We start from the raw sequence: 20,955 nt of genomic DNA, 5'->3' as shown, positions 1-20,955 counted from the left end.
ATGGACCGCCGCATTTTCGGGCTGGAGAACGAGTACGGCGTCACGTGCACGTTCAGGGGACAGCGCCGACTGTCTCCTGACGAAGTGGCGCGCTACCTCTTCCGCCGTGTCGTCTCATGGGGCCGCAGCAGCAATGTCTTCCTGCGGAACGGCGCCCGCCTGTACCTCGATGTGGGTTCGCATCCGGAATATGCAACTCCCGAATGCGACAACGTGACCGAACTGGTCACCCACGACAAGGCCGGCGAGCGCATTCTCGAAGGTCTGCTCGTCGACGCCGAACGCCGCCTGCACGAGGAGGGAATCGCGGGCGACGTCTACCTCTTCAAGAACAACACCGACTCGGCGGGCAATTCGTACGGTTGCCACGAGAACTACCTGGTGGCCCGGCACGGAGAATTCTCCCGCCTGGCGGACATCCTCATTCCCTTCCTCGTCACGCGCCAGCTGATCTGTGGCGCGGGCAAGGTGCTGCAGACCCCTCGGGGCGCGGTCTACTGCGTGAGCCAGCGGGCCGAGCACATCTGGGAGGGCGTGAGCTCCGCGACGACCCGGTCGCGGCCCATCATCAACACCAGGGACGAGCCGCACGCGGACGCCGAGCGCTACCGGCGCCTGCACGTCATCGTCGGTGACTCGAACATGTCCGAGACGACCATGCTGCTGAAGGTCGGCGCGACCGATCTGGTGCTGCGCATGATCGAGGCGGGCACGGTGATGCGGGACCTGACCCTGGAGAACCCGATCCGGGCGATCCGCGAGGTCAGTCACGACATCACGGGTCAGCGCAAGGTGCGCCTGGCGAGCGGTCGGGAGGCCTCGGCGCTGGAGATCCAGCGCGAGTACTACGACAAGGCCGTGGACTTCGCCGAGCGCCGGGGGATCCGGACGGGGGTCGTGGACCAGGTCCTGGAGCTGTGGGGCCGCACGCTGGACGCGATCGACGCCGAGGACCTGGACCGGATCGGTACGGAGATCGACTGGGTCATGAAGTACCAGTTGATCGAGCGGTACCGGGCCAAGCACAACATGACCATGTCGAACCCGCGGGTCGCGCAGATCGACCTCGCCTACCACGACATCCACCGCCGGCGGGGTCTGTACTACCTGCTGGAGCGCAAGGGGCAGGCGGCGCGGATCTGCAACGACCTGAAGATCTTCGAGGGCAAGTCGGTGCCCCCGCAGACCACGCGGGCGCGCTTGCGCGGTGATTTCATCCGGCGGGCGCAGGAGCAGCGGCGGGACTTCACGGTCGACTGGGTGCACCTGAAGTTGAACGACCAGGCGCAGCGCACCGTGCTGTGCAAGGACCCCTTCCGGTCGGTGGACGACCGGGTGGAGAAGCTCATCGCAGGGATGTGACCGGGTTCCCGCCGGTGGTGGAACGCGCGGCGGGATCTTGGAGTGGTAGATCTCACGGGCCCCGTACGTCTCTCGTACGGGGCCCGGTGCACGCCTTAGAGTTGGCGGCGACCGATGTGCCGTCTGAGATCTGAGGAACACGTGCGCCGAATTGCCGGCCTGCTTGTCGTCCCCCTTCTGCTGCTGTCGACAGCGGCCTGTGGTGGCGGCGACGACAAGGGCTCCGACTCCGCCCAGATGAAGAACGGGGTGCCCGCGATCACGAAGGGCGCCAAGTTCGGCGAGGAACCCACCGTCTCGAAGGGCAAGGGTGACCCGCCCAAGGAGCTGAAGGTGGAGGTGCTCAGCGAGGGCAGCGGCCCGGCGCTGAAGAAGGGTGACGCGGCGCAGGTGAACTACCTGGGCCAGGTCTGGGACGGCAGCGAGCCGTTCGACAAGAGCTTCGGGCGTCCGGCTCCCTTCGACCTCACCATCGGTGCGGGCGCGGTCATCAAGGGCTGGGACCAGGGCCTGGAGGGCAAGAAGGTCGGTAGCCGTGTGGAGCTGGTGATCCCGCCGGAGCTCGGTTACGGCAAGGAGGGCTCCGGCGACAAGATCAAGCCGAACGCGACGCTGGTCTTCGTCGTCGACATCGTCAAGGGCACGTCCATCCCGGCTTCGGCCAAGGGCAAGGAGATCCCGCAGGACGACAAGGACCTGCCCAAGGTCGGCACGAACACGGACGGCAAGGAGGTGTCGGTCGCGGTCCCCAAGGACGCGACCCCGCCGGCCAAGCTGGTCTCGAACTACGTGCTGGAGGGTGACGGCGCCGTCGTGAAGGAGTCCGACAGCGTGGTGGTCCGGTTCAACGGCAAGACGTGGAAGGACGACAAGACCTTCGAATCCACGTACGCCACGGACTCGTCGGTGACCTGGCCGCTGTCGCAGATGTCGGTCAAGGGCCTCAAGGACGGCATCGTCGGCAAGAAGCTCGGCAGCCGCGTCCTGCTGGTCATCCCGCCGGCCGACGGCTTCGGTGACAAGGAGCAGGGCACCATCCCCGCGAACTCGACGCTGGTCTTCAGCCTCGACATCCTCGCCGTGATGTAAGACTTGTCCGGTCGCCCTCCCGGCTCCCGCTGGGAGGGACCCTTTTTTCGTTCGTACGTATGAGGAGCAGTTCCGTGAGCGACAAGCTCGAGAAGCCCGAGATCGACTTCCCCGAAGGCGATGTCCCGACCGACCTCGTGATCGAGGAAATCTGGCTGGGCGACGGGGCCGAGGCCAAGGTGGGCTCCAAGATCCGCGTCCACTACGTGGGCGTCGCCTTCTCCACCGGCGAGGAGTTCGACTCCTCGTGGAGCCGCAACGAGCCGCTTCCCTTCACCCTCGGCATCGGTCAGGTCATCCAGGGCTGGGACAAGGGCGTCCAGGGCATGAAGGTCGGCGGGCGTCGCAAGCTGACGATCCCGGCGCACCTCGCCTACGGCGACCAGGGCGCGGGTCGGGCGATCGCCCCGGGCGAGACGCTGATCTTCGTGTGCGACCTGATGGCCGCCTGATCCACCGGTCTTCACCGTGAGGGGCCCCCGCCGTACGGCGGGGGCCCCTCACTTCTGCGTTCGCTTTTGCCGACGGGGCCCAGGACGGTACGGTCAACGGTCACGAGTGTGTCGTGGGAGATCGGGGGAAGGGCGTCGATGGCGATTGCCAAGGCCGAGCGGTTGATGAACCTGGCGCTGTGTCTGTTGGGGACCCGCCGGCCGCTCAGCAAGCGCGAGTTGCGCGGGTCCATCGAGGCCTATCTGGAAGCCGGCAACGACGAATCCTTCAACCGGATGTTCGAGCGGGACAAGGACGACCTGCGCGAGCTGGGGCTGGTCATCGAGACCATCGAGAGCCTCGACGGGGACATCGGCTACATGGCGCGCCGGGACAGCAACCGGCTGCCGGCTGTCTCCCTGGACGCGGAGGAGGCCGCCGCGTTGGGCGTGGCCGCCAAGGTGTGGCAGCAGGCGCGGCTGGCGGGTGCGGCCAGTGGCGCCCTGCAGAAGCTGCGGGCCGGGGGCATGCCGGAGGCGGGGGATCCGTACGACGGTCAGCACAGTGCGATCGAGCCGCGCATCCCGGTCCACGAGGCGGCCTTCGAGCCGTTGATGTTGGCGTGCCGGGACCGGCGTCCGGTGGTCTTCGACTACCGCAAGTCCAATGCGGCGCACCCGGCGACCCGGCAGGTCGAGCCGTGGGCGCTGGAGTGCTGGCGGGGTCACTGGTACCTGGCCGGTTTCGACCGGGACCGCGGCGCCGAGCGGGTGTTCCGGCTCTCCCGGATCACCGGCAAGGTGCGTTCGCGGGCCGGGCAGTACACGGCCGGGGTGCCGGACGTGGTGACCGTGCGCGAGACGGTGGCGAGCTGGGCCGGGGACACCGCGGACCGTTCGGCGCTGATCCGGCTGCGGGCGGGCGCGGGTTACCCGCTGCGGGCCCGGGCGACGGCCGTGCGCGAGGGCGCCGACGGCTGGGACGAGCTGGAGATCCCGTACGGTCACGGACTGGACGCCTGGCTCGTGGAGTTCGGGCCGGACGTGGTGGTGGTGGAGCCCGCGGACCTGCGGGCCGACGTGGTGGACCGGCTGCGCGCCGTGGCCAAAGGCTGAGGGGAACACGTAGCGGCATGGCTGCCAATGCCATTGACCAGACCCGACGGATGTTGTCGCTGGTGACGTACTTGCGCGAGCGCCCCGGGGCGCACGTGGCGGACGTCGCGCGCGCCTTCGGGATCACCGAGGACGAGCTGATCTCGGACCTCGACGTGCTGCCCATGTGCGGGACGAGTTTCCGCGGCGGGGACCTGCTGGACATCGACACCGACGGCGAGCGCATCTGGTGGCGCAACCCCGACGCGTCGGGGGAGTCGACGGCCGAGCCGCTGCGGCTGGCCGCCGACGAGGCCACGGCCCTGTTGGTGGCCGCGCGGGCGGTCGCCACGCTGCCGGGGCTGCGCGAGAGCGACCGCGAGGCGCTGCTGCGGGCGACCGCGAAGCTGGAGGCCGCGGCGGGCGAGGCGGCCGGGGCGAGCTCGCGGCTGTCGGTGACCTTCGAGTCGGAGGGCGGGGTCTTCGCGGACGTCGACCGGGCGATCTCCGAGCGCCGTCGGGTGTGGCTGCGGTACTACTCGCCGGCCCGCGACGAGCTGACCGAGCGCACGGTGGACCCGATCCGGTTGTTCGCGGTGGGGCACACGTACATGGAGGGGTGGTGCCACCTCTCCGAGGCGCGGCGCACCTTCCGGCTCGACCGGGTCGCGGAGATCCGGTTGCTGGACGAGCGGGCCGACCCGCCGGCGATCGAACCGCGCGACCTGTCGGTGGGGCTCGTACAGCCGGCTGCGGGGGACCCGGAGGTCGTCATCGAGGTGGGGCCCGGTGGCCGCTGGGTCGCCGAGTACTACCCGCACGACAGTGCGCAGGAGCTGGCGGACGGGGGGCTGCGGATCACCCTGCGCACCCCGGATCCGGCGTCGCTGCGCCGGCTGGGACTGCGGTTGGGCGGGGACGGTCGGATCGTGTCGCCGACCGAGCTGTCGGACAGTGCGCGCCGGGCGGCGCGCGAGGCATTGGCCGGGTACGGAGAAGAGGTCTGAGGACCGCGACCGAGGGGGACCGCCGCACGATGTCAGTCATCTCCACGCCCGATACCGCCGTGCCCGCAGCATCCGGCGCGCCCGGTGGGGAGGCGGTCAGTTTCAAGGCCGCCTGTCCCGAGTGCCGGGCTCGCTTCGAGCTGAGCGCGCGGGCGCTGCGGCTGGCCATCGGGGGCAGCCGCCGCACCACCTTCTACTCCTTCACCTGCCCGGAGTGCGGGGCGGCGGTGCGCAAGCACGCCGGGGAGCGGATCATCGAGCTGTTGACCGGTGGCGGTGTGAGCACGCTGCGCAGCCTGTAGCGAGCGGGGCGGGCGCACGGGTTCCGCTCGACGGTCGCTGGACGGCCCGTCGTGTGTGGCCGGGCGCCGCGCCCTGCCGGTACGGGCGGCGGGGGCAGGCGCTAGGCTCGGCGCATGCTGTGGCCGATGCTCGCAATTGTCCTGGGTTTCCTCGGGGTCGCCGTCCTGGCCGTCCTCGCCGTGCGGGTGTTCGTCGAGGTCCGCAGGCTCTCCGGACAGGTCGCCGAGGCGAGCCGCAGGATCGCGGACGCGTCGGGCGAACTGGAGCGGGCGACCGTCGATCTGGCCCGTTCGGGCGGCGGCGCGCACTAGACGCGCGCAATCACGGGGGCGCCGGGGGATTGCCGGGCGTTAACCCCTGGGGGTTACGATCCTTGTCAGAGCGGTTTCCGGATTCCTGTCCCGGACCACCGCGTCCTTACGACCAGCCGCTTCGGTGAGAAGGAAGTCAGACATGATCGGCAATCTGAAGCCTCTTGAGATCCTCCTGATCATCGCCGTGATCTTCCTGCTGTTCGGCGCCAAGAAGCTCCCGGACATGGCCCGCTCGCTGGGCAAGTCCGCCCGCATCCTCAAGAGCGAGGCCAAGGCGATGAAGAAGGACGGCGAGGCCGAGGACGCCGCCGCGGCCGCCGCCGCGCCCGCCGCTCCCGCCGACCAGGCTCCGCAGGCGGTCCCGCGCACCATCCAGGCCGCGCCCGGTGACGTCACGAGCGCGCGTCCGGTCAGCGAGCCGAACCGCTCCACCCAGGCCTGACCCCCACCGGTCGCGCCAGTCATCTGCAACGAGCCAAGGGACCTGGGTTGCTCAAGTCTGCCCGAAAGCAGGAGAAGCGGGAGAAGGACGCCGAAGGGCGGATGCCTCTCATCGAGCACCTGCGTGAGCTGAGAAACCGCCTGCTCAAGACGGTCGTGGCGATCCTCGTGATCACCATCGTGGCGGCTTTCTACTACAAGAACCTGATCGACTTCATGCTGAAGCCGATGCTGGATTCGGTGGGCTGCACCAACGGAGTGGTCTCGCAGCGCAACGGCCGGCCCTGTGCCGACATGACCGTGAACGGCCTCATCGCGCCGTTCTCGATCGCCTTGAAGGTCTCGCTCACCGCGGGCATCGTGCTCTCCGCCCCGGTCTGGCTCTACCAGCTCTGGGCCTTCATCGCGCCGGGCCTGCACAACCACGAGAAGCGGTACGCGATCGGCTTCGTGGCCATCGGCGCGCCGCTCTTCGGCGCGGGCGCGGTGCTCGCGTACAAGATCCTGCCGCAGACCGCGCAGATCCTGCTGGAGTTCACCCCCGACAACGCGCGCAACCTGCTGCCCGTCGACGACTACCTCGACCTGGTCACGCGGATGGTCGTCGTCTTCGGTCTGGCCTTCGAGCTGCCGCTGCTGCTGATCCTTTTGAACGTCACCGGGGTGCTGACCGCCAAGCGGCTGGCCAGCTGGTGGCGGATCATGGTCCTCGGCATCACGATCTTCGCGGCGTTCGCGACGCCCACCGGCGACCCGCTCACGATGATGTCGCTCGCGGCGCCGATCATCGCGCTCTACTTCATCGCGCTCGGCATCTGCCTGATGAACGACCGCCGGCGCAAGCGCAAGAACCCCGACGCCGACCTCGACGACGACGAGGCGTCCGCGCTGGACCTCACCCCGGCGCCGGTCGGCTCGATCGACGAGGTCGCCGCGCCCACGGCGCTGCCCGGCCAGGCCGACGGCGGACGCCAGCGGATCAACGGTTTCGACGACGCCACCTGACAGGTACATTCCGGGGGGTGAGTGCTGAGATCACCCTCTTCGTCAATCCCACCGCCGGACGCGGCCGGGGCGCGCATGCCGCGCAGCCGGCCGCTTCCGCGCTCCGGGAGGCAGGTTTCTCGGTGCGGACGGTCGTCGGCACGGACGCCGCGGACGCGCTGGTACGGCTGCGCGCGGCCGTCCGTGAGGGCACCGGAGCGGTGATCGCGGTCGGTGGGGACGGGATGGTCTCGCTGGCCCTGCAGGCCGTGGCGGGCACGCTGGTGCCGCTCGGTGTGGTCGCGGTGGGCACCGGCAACGACTTCGCGCGGGCGCTGGGGCTGCCCGTGCGGGAGCCGGCGGCGGCCGGACAGCTGGCGGCCCGGGTCCTCAAGGAGGGCCGGTTCCGCGAGATCGACCTCGGGCGGGTGGCCGGCGGCTGGTACGGGACCGTGCTCTGCTCCGGCTTCGACTCGCGGGTCAACGACCGGGGCAACCGGATGCGCTGGCCGGTGGGGCGCTTCAAGTACGACCTGGCGATCCTCGCCGAGCTGGCCGCCTTCCGGCCCCACCCCTACCGGATCACCCTGGACGACGGACCGGTCATCGAGACCGAGGCCACGCTGGTCGCCGTCGGCAACGGGTCCTCGTACGGCGGGGGGATGCGCATCTGCCCCGACGCCCGGCCCGACGACGGGCTCTTCGACGTCACCGTGGTCGGGGACTGCTCGCGGGCCACCTTGCTGAAGGTCTTCCCGCAGGTCTACAAGGGGACGCACACCGGCCACCCGAAGGTGAGCGTGCACCGGGCCGCGAAGGTGACCCTGGAGGCCGTCGGGCTCACCGCCTACGCGGACGGGGAGCCGGTGGGGCCGCTGCCCGTGACCGCCGAGTGCGTGCCCGCTGCGCTGCGGCTCCTGTCATAAAGATCGCGCTTGTTGTCAGAGGGGGCGGGTAGGGTCGACGACAAGATGACCGAGGAACTTTCCCCCGCCGACGCGTACGCCGCGTTCCGCCGCCGCGCCGCCGAAGAAGCCATGGCCCTGCACCCCTTCCGGGAGATGTACGAGTTCGATCTGGATCCCTTCCAGATCGAAGCGTGCAAGGCCCTGGAGTCCGGAAAGGGCGTGCTCGTGGCCGCCCCCACGGGCTCGGGCAAGACCATCGTCGGCGAGTTCGCCGTCCACCTGGCGCTGCTCCAGGGCAAGAAGTGCTTCTACACCACGCCGATCAAGGCGCTGTCGAACCAGAAGTACGCCGACCTCGCCAAGCGCTACGGCGCGGCGAAGGTGGGTCTGCTGACCGGTGACAACAGTGTCAACGCCGATGCGCCGGTGGTCGTGATGACCACCGAGGTACTGCGCAACATGCTGTATGCGAAGTCCCCCGCATTGACCGGTCTCGGCTACGTCGTCATGGACGAGGTGCACTACCTTTCCGACCGGTTCCGCGGAGCCGTCTGGGAGGAAGTGATCATCCACCTTCCCGAGTCGGTCACCCTCGTGTCGCTGTCGGCGACCGTGTCCAACGCGGAGGAGTTCGGCGACTGGCTGGACACCGTCCGCGGTGACACCGAGGTGATCGTCTCCGAGGAGCGGCCCGTTCCGCTGTGGCAGCACGTCATGGCCGGCCGCCGGATCCACGACCTCTTCGAGGAGGAGAGCGACCACGGCGGCCGCGGCAGCGCGCGCCGCGAGGTCAATCCCGACCTGCTGCGCATGGCGCGGGAGGAGAACACCCGCTCGTACAGCCCGAAGGACCGCCGGCGCGGCAAGATGGTCCGCGAGGCCGACCGCGAGCGCGAGCGCCGCTCCCGCAACCGGATCTGGACGCCGGGCCGCCCCGAGGTCATCGAGCGCCTGGACAACGAGGGCCTGCTTCCGGCCATCACCTTCATCTTCAGCCGCGCCGGCTGCGAGGCCGCCGTCCAGCAGTGCCTGCACGCCGGGCTGCGCCTGAACGACGACGCCAAGCGCGCCCGGGTCCGGGAGATCGTCGAGGAGCGCACCGCCTCGATCCCGACCGAGGACCTGCACGTCCTCGGCTACTACGAGTGGCTCGAAGGGCTGGAGCGGGGCATCGCCGCGCACCACGCCGGAATGCTGCCGACCTTCAAGGAGGTCGTGGAGGAACTCTTCGTCCGCGGCCTGGTCAAGGCCGTCTTCGCCACGGAGACCCTGGCGCTGGGCATCAACATGCCCGCGCGCACGGTGATCCTGGAGAAGCTGGTCAAGTGGAACGGCGAGCAGCACGCCGACATCACCCCCGGCGAGTACACGCAGCTCACCGGCCGGGCCGGGCGCCGCGGCATCGACGTCGAGGGTCACGCGGTGGTGCTGTGGCAGCGCGCGATGGACCCGGCGGCCCTCGCGGGCCTGGCCGGTACCCGTACGTATCCGCTGCGCTCCAGCTTCAAGCCCTCGTACAACATGGCCGTGAACCTGGTCCAGATGTTCGGGCGGCACCGCTCGCGCGAGCTGCTGGAGACCTCCTTCGCGCAGTTCCAGGCGGACCGCTCCGTCGTCGGCATCTCCAAGCAGGTGCAGCGCAACGAAGAGGGCCTGGAGGGCTACACCGAGGGCATGACCTGCCACCTCGGGGACTTCGAGGAGTACGCGCAGCTGCGCCGCGACCTCAAGGACCGCGAGACGGACCTGGCCAAGCAGGGCGCCTCCCAGCGCCGGGCCCAGGCGGCCGGTTCCCTGGAGAAGCTCAAGCCGGGCGACATCATCCACGTGCCGACCGGCAAGTTCGCCGGGCTCGCGCTGGTCCTGGACCCCGGTGTGCCCGCGGGGCGCTCCAACGGGCACCGCGGCCAGGAGTACACCGAGGGCCCGCGCCCGCTGGTGCTCACGGCGGAGCGGCAGGTCAAGCGGCTCGCCGCGATCGACTTCCCGGTGCCGGTCGAGCCCATCGAGCGGATGCGGATCCCCAAGTCGTTCAACGCGCGCTCCCCGCAATCGCGCCGCGACCTCGCCTCCCAGCTGCGCGTCAAGGCGGGGCACATCGCGCCGGAGCGGTCCCGGCGGGGTCGGGCCGAGGCGGCGGACGACCGGGAGATCGCCCGGCTGCGCGCCGCGCTGCGCGCGCACCCGTGCCACGGGTGCGACGAGCGCGAGGACCACGCGCGCTGGGCGGAGCGCTACCACCGGCTGAAGCGGGACACCCAGCAGCTGGAGCGCCGGATCGAGGGGCGGACCAACACCATCGCCCGCACCTTCGACCGCATCCACGCGCTGCTGACGGAGCTGGACTACCTGCGCGAGGACGAGGTCACCGCGCACGGCCGGCGCCTGGCCCGGCTGTACGGCGAGTTGGACCTGCTGGCCTCGGAGTGCCTGCGGGCCGGGATCTGGGAGGGCCTGAGCCCTGCCGAACTGGCCGCGTGCGTCTCGGCGTTGGTGTTCGAGGCGCGGCAGTCCGACGATGCGGTGGCGCCGAAGGTGCCGGCGGGTGCGGCGAGCGTCGCGCTGGCGGAGATGGTGCGGATCTGGGGCAGGCTCGACGCGCTGGAGGAGGAGCACCGGATCAACCAGGCGGAGGGCGTGGGTCAGCGCGAGCCGGACCTCGGCTTCGCGTGGGCGGTGTACCAGTGGGCCTCCGACAAGAGCCTCGACGAGGTGCTGCGCGAGGCCGGGATGCCCGCCGGGGACTTCGTGCGCTGGTGCAAGCAGGTCATCGACGTGCTCGGGCAGGTCGCGGCGGCCGCCCCGGCCAACTCCGGTGGCGGGACCAGCACGGTGGCGCGAAATGCCCGCAAGGCCGTGGACGCCCTTTTGCGGGGTGTAGTGGCCTACAGCTCCGTCGGCTAGCCGCTTTTGGGGCTTCCTCCGAAAGCGGGCATGGCTTGATCTGATCTCTTGCCATGATCCTTTCTCCGTGCGCTGTGCGACGATCTGCGCATGAGTGGGGCAGTGGGCGAAGGAGCGAGACGGGTCGGTCGGCCACGTGCCGATCAGCGAAGACCGGACAGCGGGCGGCCGCCGCGCGAGGAACTCCTCGGCGCGGCGGCGGAGCTGTTCACGGTCCGCGGGTACGCGGCCACCACCACACGGGCGGTGGCCGAACTGGCCGGTATGCGCCAGGCGACGATGTACCACTACTTCGGCGGCAAGGAGGAACTCCTCGCCGAACTCCTGGAGTCCACGGTGGCCCCCTCGCTGGTCCTGGCCAGGAGGCTGCTCGGCGCCGCGGAGCTGAGCGCCGAGCGCAGGCTGTGGGAGCTGTGCCGCTCCGACGTCATGCAGTTGTGCGGCGGGCCGCACAACCTGGGCGCGCTCTACCTGCTGCCCGAGGTCGGCTGCGGTGAGCGGTTCGCCCGCTTCCGCCAGATGCGCGCCGAACTGCGCGAGGTCTACCGCGTGTTGCTGCGCGGTACGGACGCGGGCGCCGAACTGGCGCGCGACGCGGCGGGGTTGGCCCTGCGCAACGACCTGGTCTTCGGTCTGATAGAGGGCGTGATGCTCATCCACCGCTCCGACCCGGGTCGACCCGTCGAGTCCGTCGCGACGGCCACGGCGGACGCGGCCCTGCGGATCGCGGGCGTGAGCCCTCAGACCTCTGGCCCCTCCGGGACCCCGGCCGCCCAGGCCTCGTAGTCGTCCCAGGCGCCCAGCGTGCGCGCGCTCTCGAAGCGGTGCGCGAGCCCGGTGACCGGGTCGGTGAACGACAGGACGCGGGCCAGGAGTTGCATCGGGCGGCGGTAGTCGTCGGGGGCCGGGTCGCCGACCTCCGGGTAGACGGGGTCGCCGAGGAGCGGGGCGCCCAGGCCGTTCATGTGGACGCGCAGCTGGTGGGTGCGCCCGGTGTGCGGGGTCAGCCGGTAGCGCCCCAGGGCGCCGCGGTGCTCGACGAGCTCGACCAGGGTCTCGGCATTGGGCACGCCGTCCGGGATCTCGATCGCGGCCATCGTCCCGCGGGTCTTCTCGATCCGGTTGCGCACGGTGCGGGGCAGGTCGAGCGCGGGGTCGTAGGGCGCGACGGCCTCGTACTCCTTGTGCACGCGCCGGTCCTGGAAGAGGAGTTGGTAGGCCCCGCGGTCCTCGGGCCGGATGCTGAACATGAGCAGCCCCGCCGTCAGCCGGTCCAGCCGGTGCGCCGGGCTGAGCTCGGGCAGCTCCAGGCGATGGCGCAGCAGGGCGAGCGCGGTCTGGGTGACGTGGCTGCCGCGCGGGGTGGTGGCCAGGAAGTGCGGCTTGTCCACGACGAGCAGGTGCGCGTCCCGGTACAGGACGCGGGGCACGCCGGGCGCCGGATGCTCCGCGGGCAGGTCGCGGTGGAACCACAGGAAGGCGTCCCGCTCGTACGGGTCGTCCGCGCGGCGGGGCCGTCCGTCGGAGCCGTACACCCGGCCCGCGCGCAGCAGCCGCGCCATCGGCTCGGCGCCGGCCGTGCCCGCGTAGTGGGCTTCGAGGAAGGCGCCGATGGTGGGGTGCGGGGTGTCCCGGTGCATCAGGAGCCGGACGGGGTCGATGCCGTGGAGCTGGGGCAGCGGGGCGGGGGGCAGGGCTCTGCTTCTCATCGGGACCAGCGTATGCGGCCCGGTGGCGTCACCCGGCGCGGGTGAAGGTCCCCAGGTGTCCGGGCCCGGCGTCCAGGTACTCGACGCGGACCTTGCCGTCGGTGAAGGTCACCCCGGTGCGGCCGACCGCGTTCTCGCCGGTGGTCTCGAAGCTGAAGGTGTCGCCGTCGTAGTGGGTCAGCGGGAAGCGCAGCGGCTTCGGGCCGAGCGAGAGCGTCAGGCCCCGGCCGGCCGGGGCGCCGGCTTCGGCACTCACGGTGAGCTTGCCGTAGTAGGGGCTCTCGTAGGTGCCGGTGTACGTGCCGTCCTCGCGGGCGGGCTTCGCGTCCGTGGGCGGGTGGGCGTAGTCGGTGGGGGAGCGCGGGCCCTCGTCCAACTGGGCGGCGTAGACCGAGGCGAAGAGCTTCAGCCAGTCGGTGGTGGGCTTGCCGTGCTCGGCGGTGTCGAAGAAGTCGTAGGCGGCGGCGTCGGGCAGGCCCACGGGCGCGCCGTTGGTGAGGACGACGATGGCCAGCTGTTCCAGGGGCAGCATCGTGACGTTGGTGTTGGCGCCGAGGGCGAAGGCGCCGGAGTGGCTCAGGCGCAGGCGGCCCGCGTCGTCGTAGGACACGTTCCAGCCCAGTCCGTAGAACCCGGCGCGAGCGGTGGGGGTGGTGGGCGGCGAGGAGACGATCTCGGGCAGGTGGGTCCGGGCCAGGGTCGCGGCGGGGACGATCCGGCGGCCGTCCAGCGTGCCGCCGGAGAGCTGGAGCCGCAACCAGCGGCCCATGTCGCGGGCGGTGGAGCTCACCCCGCCGGCGGCGGCCTGTGCGTCGGGATCGCGGACGTAGCGCGGGCTCCAGCTGCCGTCGGCGTTCTTGACGTGCGTCGCGGCGCGGTCCGGGGCGTCCTCGTAGCCCTTGAAGGTGGTCGAGGTGTGCGTCATCCCGGCGGGTTTGAAGAGGGTGTCCTGGCTGAGCTTCTCCCAGCTGACGCCCTTGGCGCGGGCGACGGCCTCGGCCGCGGCGGTCAGGCCGAGGTTGGTGTAGGCGTAGCTCGCGCGGAAGGGGGCGAGGGGCTCCTCGCGGAGGTGGTCGAAGATGTACGCCTGGTCGTAGCCGAGGTCTTCGAGGAGGTCTCCGGCGTGATCGGGCAGGCCGCTGCGGTGGGAGAAGAGGTCGGCGGTGGTGACGTGGTCCGTGACCCAGGGGTCCTTCAGCGCGAAGCCGGGCAGCTCCACGTGGCGGTCCCAGTCGGCCGCGTCGGTGAGGGCGCCCGCGACGACCGTCGAGGAGACCGGCTTGGAGACCGAGGCGATCTGGAAGACGGTGTCGGGGTCGACCTTCGCGGGGTCGCCGGTCCTGCGGACGCCGAATCCCTTGAGGTAGACGACCTTGTCGTGGCGGACCACGGCGACGGAGACCCCGGGGACGCCGGTGCGGCGCATCAGGGCGGTGATGGTCGCGTCGAGGCCGGCCACGGCCTTGTCGACCTGGGCGTCGGTGAGGGAGGGCTTCGGCTGCGGGGGGCCGGTGGCGGCCTCGGCCGCCGTCGCGGTGGTGGCGGTGGCGGTCGCGGTGAGGGTCGTGGCCAGGAGCAGGGCGGCTCCTGCGGCGCCGAGGGTTCGGGCGCGGGTGCGTTCGCTGCGCATGGGCCCATTGTCCTGCGGGGGGCGTGGCCCCGCCCGCCGGGCGTGACCCCGGCCCCGGCCCCGGCCCTGGCCTTGGCCCCGGCCCCGCCGGCCCTGGCCGGACGACGCTTCGACGCCGGGTGCGGGTCGTCCTGCCCTCCGGGGGCGCCTCAAACGCCGGCGGGGCTGAAGGGGGGGCGCCTCAAACGCCGGCGGGGCTGGAATGGGCTGGGGTGGAGTGGGCTGGGGTGGGTGCCTCGGATGGGTTCGGGGTCAGTCCTGTTCGGCTTCTACCTGGGCGTTCCAGTCGCGCTTGATCGCGCGCCAGCCCTCGTCCGTTTCGCCCAGGCGCCAGTAGCCGGAGATCGACTGCTGCTTGGCCGGGATGCCGCGATCGACCTTCAGGTGGCGGCGCAGCTCCTTCACGAAGCCCGCCTCGCCGTGGACGAACACCTGCACCCGGCCCGGCGGGAACTGCAGCGAGGTGACGGCCTCGACCAGGGCCTCGCCCACCGGGCGCTCGCCGCGGTGGATCCAGATCGGGACGATGCCGTCCGGGGTGGCGATCTTCTGCTCGTCGTCCGGGCCGCCGACCTCCACCAGGGCGATCACCTCGGCGCCCACCGGCATGTGCTCCATGGTGGTGCCGATCGCGGGCAGTGCGCTCTCGTCGCCGGCCAGCAGGTGCCAGTCGGCCGTCGGGTCGGGGCCGTAGGCGCCGCCGGGACCCAGGAAGCGGACCGTTTCGCCGGGCTGGACGCGCGCCGCCCACGGGCCCGCCAGTCCCTCGTCGCCGTGGACGACGAAGTCGATGGTCAGTTCCGAGTGCGCCGGGTCCCAGGCGCGCACCGTGTAGGCGCGCTGTCGGGGCCAGTGCTCGCGGGGGTGCGCCGCTCTGATGTCCTCCAGGTCCCAGGGTTCGGCGTAGGTGACGTCCTCCGGGGCGAAGAGCAGCTTCACGTAGTGGTCGGTGAAGTCCCCGACCGTGAACCTGGCGGCCAGGCCTTCTCCGCCGAGGATGACGCGCACCATGTGGGCGCTCAGTCGCTCGGTCCGGACCACCTCGGCGGTGGCGATCCTGCGTGCACGTCCTTCTGCCACGGCGTCTCCCCGATGTCCCGTGCTGCTTCCCCTGAAACTTAGGATTACCTAAGTTACCACCTCAGAGTCGAAGTGCACTGGTGAGACGCGCGACAGCGCCTCCCAGGCCCCAGCGGTGACCGAGCGCGTCCAGCACGTCGGGGTGCGCCGGAGCGGCCGGCAGGGCCGGATCGAACGGAGGAAGCGGCACGTCACGGGCCACTTGGACCACCTTGGGGGCCACGGCGAGGTACGGACGGGCCTCGTCGAGCCGCTTGCGCTGCGTCGGGGTCAATTTCGAGCCCGGATCGCCGACCGCCGCGAGGATTCCGGCCAGGTCACCGTAGGCGTCGAGCAGTTTCGCGGCCGTCTTCTCGCCCACTCCGGGCACTCCCGGCAGGCCGTCGCTCGGATCCCCGCGCAACAATGCCAAGTCGGCGTAGCCGGGACCGTCCACCCCGTACTTCTCGCGCAGCCAGGCCTCGTCGGTGACCTGGAGGGTGCCGACCCCCTTGAGGGGGTACAGGACGCGGCGCGCCTTGGCGTCGTCCACCAGCTGGTAGAGGTCGCGGTCGCCGGTGACGATGTCCACCGGACCGGTGGCCCGGGTGGTGAGGGTGCCGATCACGTCGTCCGCCTCGTAGCCCTCGACGCCCACCCGGGCGATGCCGAAGGCGTCGAGCGCGGCCTCGATGATCGGGACCTGCGGGGCCAGGGTGTCCGGGGTCTCCTCCTCGTCGGGACCGGTCTCCGTCTCCACGGCGACGCGGTGGGCCTTGTACGAGGGGATCAGCTCCACCCGCCAGTGCGGCCGCCAGTCCGCGTCCATGCAGGCCACCAGATCGTCCGGCTTGTGGTCCTGGACCAGGCGCCCGATGAAGTCGAGCAGCCCGCGCACGGCGTTGACGGGGGTCCCGTCCGGTGCCCGGACGGAGTCCGGAACGCCGAAGTAGGCGCGGTAGTACAGGGAAGCGGTGTCGAGGAGCATCAGGCGTCGGGTCACCTTGACGATGATGCCGTACCCCACCGACACCCTCCCGCACCTGGCGTCACCACCTGAGACGGAACAGGACCGGAACGCCACCATCCGTCACTGGAGTACGGCTCGGAATTCGCCGGGGTCCCGATACGGTCGGGCCGTGCGAGCGGTGCGGGGGGCCGATGCTGCGTAAGGTGCTTACAGCACACCTATGTGCGACGGACAAGGGGAGGGCAGCCCCGCCATGGACGACAAGGAAAAGGAAAGAGACACCAAGGAACCGCTCCGGGTGGGCGTGGCCGTGCGCAAGCGGCGCCGCGCGCTGCGACTCACCCTCGCCGCCGTCTCGGCGCGCAGCGGACTCTCGGTGCCGTTCCTGAGCCAGATAGAGAACGAACGGGCCCGGCCCAGCATGCGCTCCCTCGAACGGGTCGCGGACGCGCTGGAGACCACGGCCGTCGAACTGCTGGCCGCGTCCGACACGGCGCGCACGGTCGACCTGGTCAGCGCCGCCGACGACCAGGGCCTCGAACCGGCCCCGGGCGTACGCCCCTTGGTGCGCGGGCACCACCAGCTGCACGCCCTGGAGTTCACCGGGGACCGGGACGCGGGCCGCGAGTACCAGCACCGCAACGACGAGCTGATGTACGTGGTCTCCGGGTCCTGCCAGGTCGAGGCCGAGGGGCGGGCGTACCGGCTGGAGTGCGGCGACGCGCTGTTCCTCTCCGGTGGGGTGAGGCACCGCTGGCGGGCCATGACCGAGGAGACCAAGCTCCTCGTCGTCGCCGTCGGGGACCACATCCACGCCACCTCCGAGCCCCCTTCGCCGGAGCACTGACCGGCGTGCGGGGGCCGCGGGTCGTCTCCCTGGTGCCCTCCCTGACCGAAGCGGTCGCGGTGAGCGCGCCGGGGCTGCTGGTCGGGGTCACCGATTGGTGCACGCACCCGGCGGACCTCGGGGCGGCGGTGCGGATCGGCGGTACGAAGAACCCGGACGTGCGGGCCGTCGTGGAGCTGCGCCCGGACCTGGTCATCGCCAACGAGGAGGAGAACCGGCTCCCGGACCTCGACGCCCTGCGCGCGGCCGGGCTGCGGGTGCTGGTGACCGGGATCCGGGACCTGCCGCAGGCGCTGCGGGAGCTGGAAGGGCTGTTCGTCGATGCCCTGGGGCTGGCCCGGCCCGGCTGGCTGGCGGACGCCGGGTCGGCGTGGGCGCGGGTGGAGCCGGTGGGCGCGTGGAACGCCTTCGTACCGGTGTGGCGGCGGCCCTGGATGGTGCTGGGCCGGGACACCTTCGCGGGCGATCTGCTGGCCCGCCTGGGGGTGCGCAACGTCTACGCCGACCACGCCGAGCGGTACCCGAGGATCCCGGCGGCCGAGCTGGCCGCGGCGCCCTGCGATCTGGTCGTGTTCCCGGACGAGCCGTACCGCTTCACGGCCGGGGACGGGCCGGAGGCCTTCCCCGACCTGCCCGCCGCCCTCGTCAGCGGCCGGCACCTGACCTGGTACGGGCCCTCGCTGGCCGAGGCTCCGGCGGTACTGGCGGCGGCCCTGCGGGCGGCGCGGCCCTGGCGGGAGCCTTTCCGGTCACAGCACTAGCGGGGCGCGGCCAGGAGCCGGCCGGTGTACAGGCCGCGCAGGGTGTTCGCGGCGGCCGCCAGCCAGGCGATGACGAGGGCCACGAACAGGGCGGTGGCCAGCCAGGCGAAGGCGGTGAGGCCGGTGTGGCGGGCGAGCCCGGCGGCTCCGGTGACGCAGGTGCCGATGGGGAAGGTCAGCGCCCACCAGGTCATCGCGAACCCCATGCCGCGCCGGGCGGCCCGCACCAGCATCGCGGCGGCCAGGGCCAGCCACAGCAGGGCGAATCCCATCACGGGAACCCCGTAGACCACGGCGAAGACCCCGAACCCGTCGGCGTAGGGGGTGGCTATCGACCGGGGGGCCATGTCCGCGAGCGAGTTCACGGCGGTGGTGGACTGGCCGAGGGGCCCGAGGACCAGGAAGAGGGTGGGGGTGAGGGCCAGGGGCAGGGGGCCGTTCACGATCAGTCGGCCGAAGACCAGGGGGAGCATCAGCAGGGTGGCGAGCAGGCTGATCCCGAACATGGCGTAGCAGGCGAGCAGCATGGCCTCGCGGGCCTGCCCGGCGGCCAGGTGGGGGATCAGCAGGGGACCCAGTGCGGCGGAGACCATGGGGGCGACGACGGGGAGCAGCCAGACGGGGGTGGCCTGCTCGGCCTCGACCTTGTGGCGGACCACCATCAGGTAGGGGATTCCGGCGGCGGCGAGCAGACCGATCAGGGTGCCCGCGGTGAACAGCACCGTGTCCACGGCCACGGCGGCGGTGACTCCGATGAGGTCCTTGCCGACGATGAGGGTGCCGCCGCCGACGGCCAGCAGGGCCATCGAGAGGCAGCCGTAGAAGGGGGCCACCGTGGGGTCGAGCAGGTGGGCGCGGGCCTGGTCGCGGTGGTGCAGCCAGTGTCCGGCGCGGGCGGTGAGCAGAGTGAGCAGGAGGGCCGCCGACAGCGCCCAGACGGCCTGGCAGGCCACGCGCTGGCCCGGGAGCTGGTAGGGGAGGGTCGCACCGGCGTTGGCGATGATGGCCGTGCCCATGACCGAGGCGTACCAGTTCGGGCCGAGGTGGCGCAGGACCGGGAGCGGGCGCCGGGCGGCGGTGGTGCCGGAGGGCCGGGTGCCCAGGGCTTCGTGGGCCCGGCGGGCGGAGGGGCGGTGGTGCGCGGTGGTGGCCATGGATCCAGCGTGCGCCCGGGGAGGGGTGGACGGCAGAACCCACCGTCCTATGAGGACATAAACTGACCTTATGACTGAAGCTGGCGTCGGATCTGCCGCACACCCGGTTCCGCTCTCGCACCGGGTGCCCGACCTGGGCGCGCTCGAACTGCTGATCGCGGTGGCGCGGGTCGGCAGCCTCGGCGGCGCCGCGCGGGAGGTGGGGATCACCCAGCCCGCGGCGAGCAGCCGTATCCGTGCCATGGAGGCCCGGCTGGGGGTGGCGCTGGTGGACCGTACGCCGCGCGGCTCCACGCTGACCGCACAGGGCGCGCTGGTCACCGACTGGGCGCGGCGGATCGTTGAGGCGGCCGAGGCCTTCGACGCGGGAGCCCAGGCGCTGCGGGGAGCGCGGGACTCGCGGCTGCGGGTGGCGGCCAGCATGACGATCGCGGAGTACCTGCTGCCGGGCTGGCTGATCGCGCTGCGCGCGGAGCGGCCGGGGACGGCGGTGTCCCTCCAGGCGGACAACTCGGCGCTGGTGGCGGAGCGGGTCCTGGCGCGGGAGGCGGACCTCGGCTTCATCGAGGGGCCGGCCGTGCCGGACGGGCTGGACTCGGTGGTCATCGCGCAGGACCGGTTGGTGGTGGCGGTGGCGCCGGTGCACCCGTGGGCGCGGCGGCGGTCGGGCGAGGTGACCCCCGCCGAACTGGCCACGACCCCGCTGATCCTGCGGGAGCGCGGGTCGGGGACGCGGCAGGTGCTGGACGCGGCGCTGGCCGGGTGCGGGGGGTTGGCGCAGCCGCTGCTGGAACTCGCCTCGACGACGGCGGTGAAGGCGGCGGCGATCAGCGGGGCGGGGCCGTGCGTGCTGTCGGAGCTGGCGGTGCGGGACGAGCTGGCCGGGCGGCGGTTGGTGGCGGTGACGGTGGCGGGCAAGCCGCTGGGGCGGTCGTTGCGGGCCGTCTGGCCGGCCGGGACCCGGCCCGCGGGGCCGGCCCGGGACCTGTTGTCGCTGACGCGGTCGACGCCGGCCTGACGGGGGCCGGGTGGCGTCCGCCCGCCGGCGCCGGTGCGGGTGCCTCCGGCGGGGCTTGGGGTGGTGGTCCTGGGGCGCCGGGTGCCTGACGGTAGTCGTGGCCTCCGGCGGCGCCTCAAACGCCGGCGGGGCTGGATGGGGTCGTTGTGGCCTCCGGCGGCGCCTCAAACTCTCCCAGCTACCGCTGGGAGGGGCCCCCGGGCGGGGCTGGGAGATCCAGCCGCGCCGGCGATTGAGGCGCCCCCGGAGGGCGGGACCGTCTAGGGGAGCGCGGCCGGGACGCGGGTGGCGGCGGTGATCAGGGCCGACATCACACGGGTGTCCTTGTCGCGTTCGGGGTGCCACTGGACGCCCAGGGCCCAGGCGGCGTCGGCCGCCGGGAGTTCGATGGCCTCCACCGTCCCGTCCAGCGCGTGCGCCGAGGCGATCAGGCCGCGCCCGAGCCGGTCCACGCACTGGTGGTGGTACGTCGGCACCTCCGCCACCTCCGGCACGAGCGACGCGTAGCGCGTCCCCGCTACCGGCCGCACCGGGTGCCAGTCCACCGGCCCCGGCACCCCCGCGTGCCCGTCGATGTGCTGGACCAGCGTGCCGCCCAGGGCCACGTTCAGCGCCTGCATGCCCCGGCAGATCCCCAGCAGCGGGGTGCCCGCGTCCAGGGCGGCCCGGATCAGGGCCAGCTCCCAGGCGTCGCGCACGGTCGCGGGGGCGCCCGTACGGGGGTCGCGGGGGGCTCCGTAGTGGACCGGGTCCACGTCCGGGCCGCCCGCCACGACCAGGCCGTCCAGGCGGCCCAGGACCGCGGCCGCCTGCCCGGGATCGTCCGGCGGGAGCAGCACCGCGCTGCCGCCGGACGCCTGGACCAACTCGTAGTAGCCGGTGGGCACGAGGGCGGTCGGGAGGTCCCACGCGCCGTAGCGGGTGGACGCCTCCACATAGGTGGTGATGCCGATGAGCGGCCTGGGCACG

The 20,955-nt window shown here is 72.0% G+C and carries 21 protein-coding genes; 15 read left to right on the top strand and 6 right to left on the bottom strand.

Going from position 1 to position 20,955, the window contains the following annotated elements; translation table 11 throughout:
• The 12 genes from pafA (at position 1) to ACIQWR_RS39290 (ending at position 11,624) form a co-directional block, all read left to right on the top strand.
• Positions 1–1,362, top strand: coding sequence for a Pup--protein ligase (gene pafA, locus ACIQWR_RS39345; RefSeq protein WP_030016332.1), 1,362 nt, complete (start codon positions 1–3; stop codon positions 1,360–1,362).
• Between the two features lie 141 nt (positions 1,363–1,503).
• Entirely contained in the window at positions 1,504–2,451 is a 948-nt protein-coding gene (locus ACIQWR_RS39340) for an FKBP-type peptidyl-prolyl cis-trans isomerase (protein WP_404020303.1), read from the top strand.
• 59 nt (positions 2,452–2,510) lie between these two features.
• Positions 2,511–2,903, top strand: a complete 393-nt coding sequence (locus ACIQWR_RS39335; RefSeq protein WP_404020300.1) for an FKBP-type peptidyl-prolyl cis-trans isomerase — start codon at positions 2,511–2,513, stop codon at positions 2,901–2,903.
• Between the two features lie 138 nt (positions 2,904–3,041).
• Positions 3,042–3,998 (top strand): helix-turn-helix transcriptional regulator, encoded by a 957-nt coding sequence (locus tag ACIQWR_RS39330; protein ID WP_404020297.1) that lies wholly within the window; start codon positions 3,042–3,044, stop codon positions 3,996–3,998.
• A gap of 17 nt (positions 3,999–4,015) precedes the next feature.
• A complete protein-coding gene (locus ACIQWR_RS39325; RefSeq protein WP_404020295.1) occupies positions 4,016–4,984 on the top strand; it encodes a helix-turn-helix transcriptional regulator in 969 nt (322 codons plus the stop codon).
• A 29-nt stretch (positions 4,985–5,013) separates the two neighbouring features.
• Positions 5,014–5,286, top strand: a complete 273-nt coding sequence (locus tag ACIQWR_RS39320) for a hypothetical protein (protein WP_404020293.1) — start codon at positions 5,014–5,016, stop codon at positions 5,284–5,286.
• A 114-nt stretch (positions 5,287–5,400) separates the two neighbouring features.
• On the top strand, positions 5,401–5,598 hold the full coding sequence (locus tag ACIQWR_RS39315) for a hypothetical protein (RefSeq protein WP_404020290.1): 198 nt from the start codon (positions 5,401–5,403) through the stop codon (positions 5,596–5,598).
• A gap of 142 nt (positions 5,599–5,740) precedes the next feature.
• Positions 5,741–6,043 (top strand): Sec-independent protein translocase subunit TatA, encoded by a 303-nt coding sequence (gene tatA, locus ACIQWR_RS39310; protein ID WP_404020287.1) that lies wholly within the window; start codon positions 5,741–5,743, stop codon positions 6,041–6,043.
• A gap of 47 nt (positions 6,044–6,090) precedes the next feature.
• On the top strand, positions 6,091–7,047 hold the full coding sequence (gene tatC, locus ACIQWR_RS39305; RefSeq protein WP_399262015.1) for a twin-arginine translocase subunit TatC: 957 nt from the start codon (positions 6,091–6,093) through the stop codon (positions 7,045–7,047).
• A gap of 17 nt (positions 7,048–7,064) precedes the next feature.
• A complete protein-coding gene (locus ACIQWR_RS39300; RefSeq protein WP_404020284.1) occupies positions 7,065–7,952 on the top strand; it encodes a diacylglycerol kinase in 888 nt (295 codons plus the stop codon).
• Positions 7,953–7,997: 45 nt separating this feature from the next.
• Positions 7,998–10,838, top strand: coding sequence for a DEAD/DEAH box helicase (locus tag ACIQWR_RS39295; protein ID WP_404020281.1), 2,841 nt, complete (start codon positions 7,998–8,000; stop codon positions 10,836–10,838).
• A gap of 90 nt (positions 10,839–10,928) precedes the next feature.
• Positions 10,929–11,624 (top strand): helix-turn-helix domain-containing protein, encoded by a 696-nt coding sequence (locus ACIQWR_RS39290; RefSeq protein WP_404020279.1) that lies wholly within the window; start codon positions 10,929–10,931, stop codon positions 11,622–11,624.
• Here the strand turns inward: ACIQWR_RS39290 and ACIQWR_RS39285 are convergent.
• From ACIQWR_RS39285 to ACIQWR_RS39270, 4 genes are all read right to left on the bottom strand, one after another.
• Positions 11,579–12,547 (bottom strand): pseudouridine synthase, encoded by a 969-nt coding sequence (locus ACIQWR_RS39285; protein WP_404020276.1) that lies wholly within the window; start codon positions 12,545–12,547, stop codon positions 11,579–11,581. The two genes, ACIQWR_RS39290 and ACIQWR_RS39285, sit on opposite strands and share 46 nt — an antisense overlap.
• A 28-nt stretch (positions 12,548–12,575) precedes the next feature.
• Positions 12,576–14,177: a serine hydrolase gene (locus tag ACIQWR_RS39280; protein WP_404020274.1), complete on the bottom strand. Its 1,602-nt coding sequence runs from the start codon at positions 14,175–14,177 to the stop codon at positions 12,576–12,578.
• Between the two features lie 252 nt (positions 14,178–14,429).
• Positions 14,430–15,257: a siderophore-interacting protein gene (locus tag ACIQWR_RS39275; protein WP_404020271.1), complete on the bottom strand. Its 828-nt coding sequence runs from the start codon at positions 15,255–15,257 to the stop codon at positions 14,430–14,432.
• A 61-nt stretch (positions 15,258–15,318) separates the two neighbouring features.
• Complete coding sequence (locus ACIQWR_RS39270; RefSeq protein ID WP_404020345.1) at positions 15,319–16,224, bottom strand: 5'-3' exonuclease H3TH domain-containing protein; 906 nt, start codon at positions 16,222–16,224, stop codon at positions 15,319–15,321.
• 235 nt (positions 16,225–16,459) lie between these two features.
• On the opposite strand from ACIQWR_RS39270, the gene ACIQWR_RS39265 reads away from it, so the two are divergent.
• Positions 16,460–17,053: a helix-turn-helix domain-containing protein gene (locus tag ACIQWR_RS39265; RefSeq protein WP_404020269.1), complete on the top strand. Its 594-nt coding sequence runs from the start codon at positions 16,460–16,462 to the stop codon at positions 17,051–17,053.
• A 5-nt stretch (positions 17,054–17,058) separates the two neighbouring features.
• Positions 17,059–17,814 carry a helical backbone metal receptor gene (locus ACIQWR_RS39260; RefSeq protein WP_404020266.1) on the top strand — a complete coding sequence of 252 codons (756 nt, stop codon included), beginning with the start codon at positions 17,059–17,061 and terminating at the stop codon, positions 17,812–17,814.
• On the opposite strand, the gene ACIQWR_RS39255 is transcribed toward ACIQWR_RS39260, so the two are convergent.
• Complete coding sequence (locus tag ACIQWR_RS39255; protein ID WP_404020263.1) at positions 17,811–18,968, bottom strand: TDT family transporter; 1,158 nt, start codon at positions 18,966–18,968, stop codon at positions 17,811–17,813. The two genes, ACIQWR_RS39260 and ACIQWR_RS39255, sit on opposite strands and share 4 nt — an antisense overlap.
• A gap of 70 nt (positions 18,969–19,038) precedes the next feature.
• Here ACIQWR_RS39255 and ACIQWR_RS39250 point away from each other — a divergent pair, with 70 nt between their 5' ends.
• Entirely contained in the window at positions 19,039–19,986 is a 948-nt protein-coding gene (locus ACIQWR_RS39250; RefSeq protein ID WP_404020261.1) for a LysR family transcriptional regulator, read from the top strand.
• A gap of 260 nt (positions 19,987–20,246) precedes the next feature.
• Here ACIQWR_RS39250 and ACIQWR_RS39245 read toward each other — a convergent pair whose 3' ends face one another.
• Entirely contained in the window at positions 20,247–20,954 is a 708-nt protein-coding gene (locus tag ACIQWR_RS39245; protein WP_404020258.1) for a gamma-glutamyl-gamma-aminobutyrate hydrolase family protein, read from the bottom strand.
• Position 20,955: the final 1 nt, after the last annotated feature.

Source organism: Streptomyces sp. NPDC098789, from assembly GCF_044759975.1.
Taxonomy (GTDB): Bacteria; Actinomycetota; Actinomycetes; order Streptomycetales; family Streptomycetaceae; genus Streptomyces.
This window is presented reverse-complemented; position numbering and strand designations above follow the sequence as displayed.

Bases quoted from the DNA above. Each gene is read 5' to 3' on its own strand.
- pafA (WP_030016332.1), top strand. From the start codon at position 1: ATGGACCGCCGCATTTTCGGGCTGGAGAACGAGTACGGCGTCACGTGC.
- ACIQWR_RS39290 (WP_404020279.1), top strand. From the start codon at position 10,929: ATGAGTGGGGCAGTGGGCGAAGGAGCGAGACGGGTCGGTCGGCCACGT.
- ACIQWR_RS39265 (WP_404020269.1), top strand. From the start codon at position 16,460: ATGGACGACAAGGAAAAGGAAAGAGACACCAAGGAACCGCTCCGGGTG.
- ACIQWR_RS39295 (WP_404020281.1), top strand. From the start codon at position 7,998: ATGACCGAGGAACTTTCCCCCGCCGACGCGTACGCCGCGTTCCGCCGC.
- ACIQWR_RS39325 (WP_404020295.1), top strand. From the start codon at position 4,016: ATGGCTGCCAATGCCATTGACCAGACCCGACGGATGTTGTCGCTGGTG.
- ACIQWR_RS39330 (WP_404020297.1), top strand. From the start codon at position 3,042: ATGGCGATTGCCAAGGCCGAGCGGTTGATGAACCTGGCGCTGTGTCTG.
- ACIQWR_RS39285 (WP_404020276.1), bottom strand. From the start codon at position 12,547: ATGAGAAGCAGAGCCCTGCCCCCCGCCCCGCTGCCCCAGCTCCACGGC.
- ACIQWR_RS39270 (WP_404020345.1), bottom strand. From the start codon at position 16,224: ATGCTCCTCGACACCGCTTCCCTGTACTACCGCGCCTACTTCGGCGTT.
- ACIQWR_RS39255 (WP_404020263.1), bottom strand. From the start codon at position 18,968: ATGGCCACCACCGCGCACCACCGCCCCTCCGCCCGCCGGGCCCACGAA.
- ACIQWR_RS39320 (WP_404020293.1), top strand. From the start codon at position 5,014: ATGTCAGTCATCTCCACGCCCGATACCGCCGTGCCCGCAGCATCCGGC.
- ACIQWR_RS39280 (WP_404020274.1), bottom strand. From the start codon at position 14,177: ATGCGCAGCGAACGCACCCGCGCCCGAACCCTCGGCGCCGCAGGAGCC.
- ACIQWR_RS39250 (WP_404020261.1), top strand. From the start codon at position 19,039: ATGACTGAAGCTGGCGTCGGATCTGCCGCACACCCGGTTCCGCTCTCG.
- tatA (WP_404020287.1), top strand. From the start codon at position 5,741: ATGATCGGCAATCTGAAGCCTCTTGAGATCCTCCTGATCATCGCCGTG.
- ACIQWR_RS39335 (WP_404020300.1), top strand. From the start codon at position 2,511: ATGAGGAGCAGTTCCGTGAGCGACAAGCTCGAGAAGCCCGAGATCGAC.
- ACIQWR_RS39315 (WP_404020290.1), top strand. From the start codon at position 5,401: ATGCTGTGGCCGATGCTCGCAATTGTCCTGGGTTTCCTCGGGGTCGCC.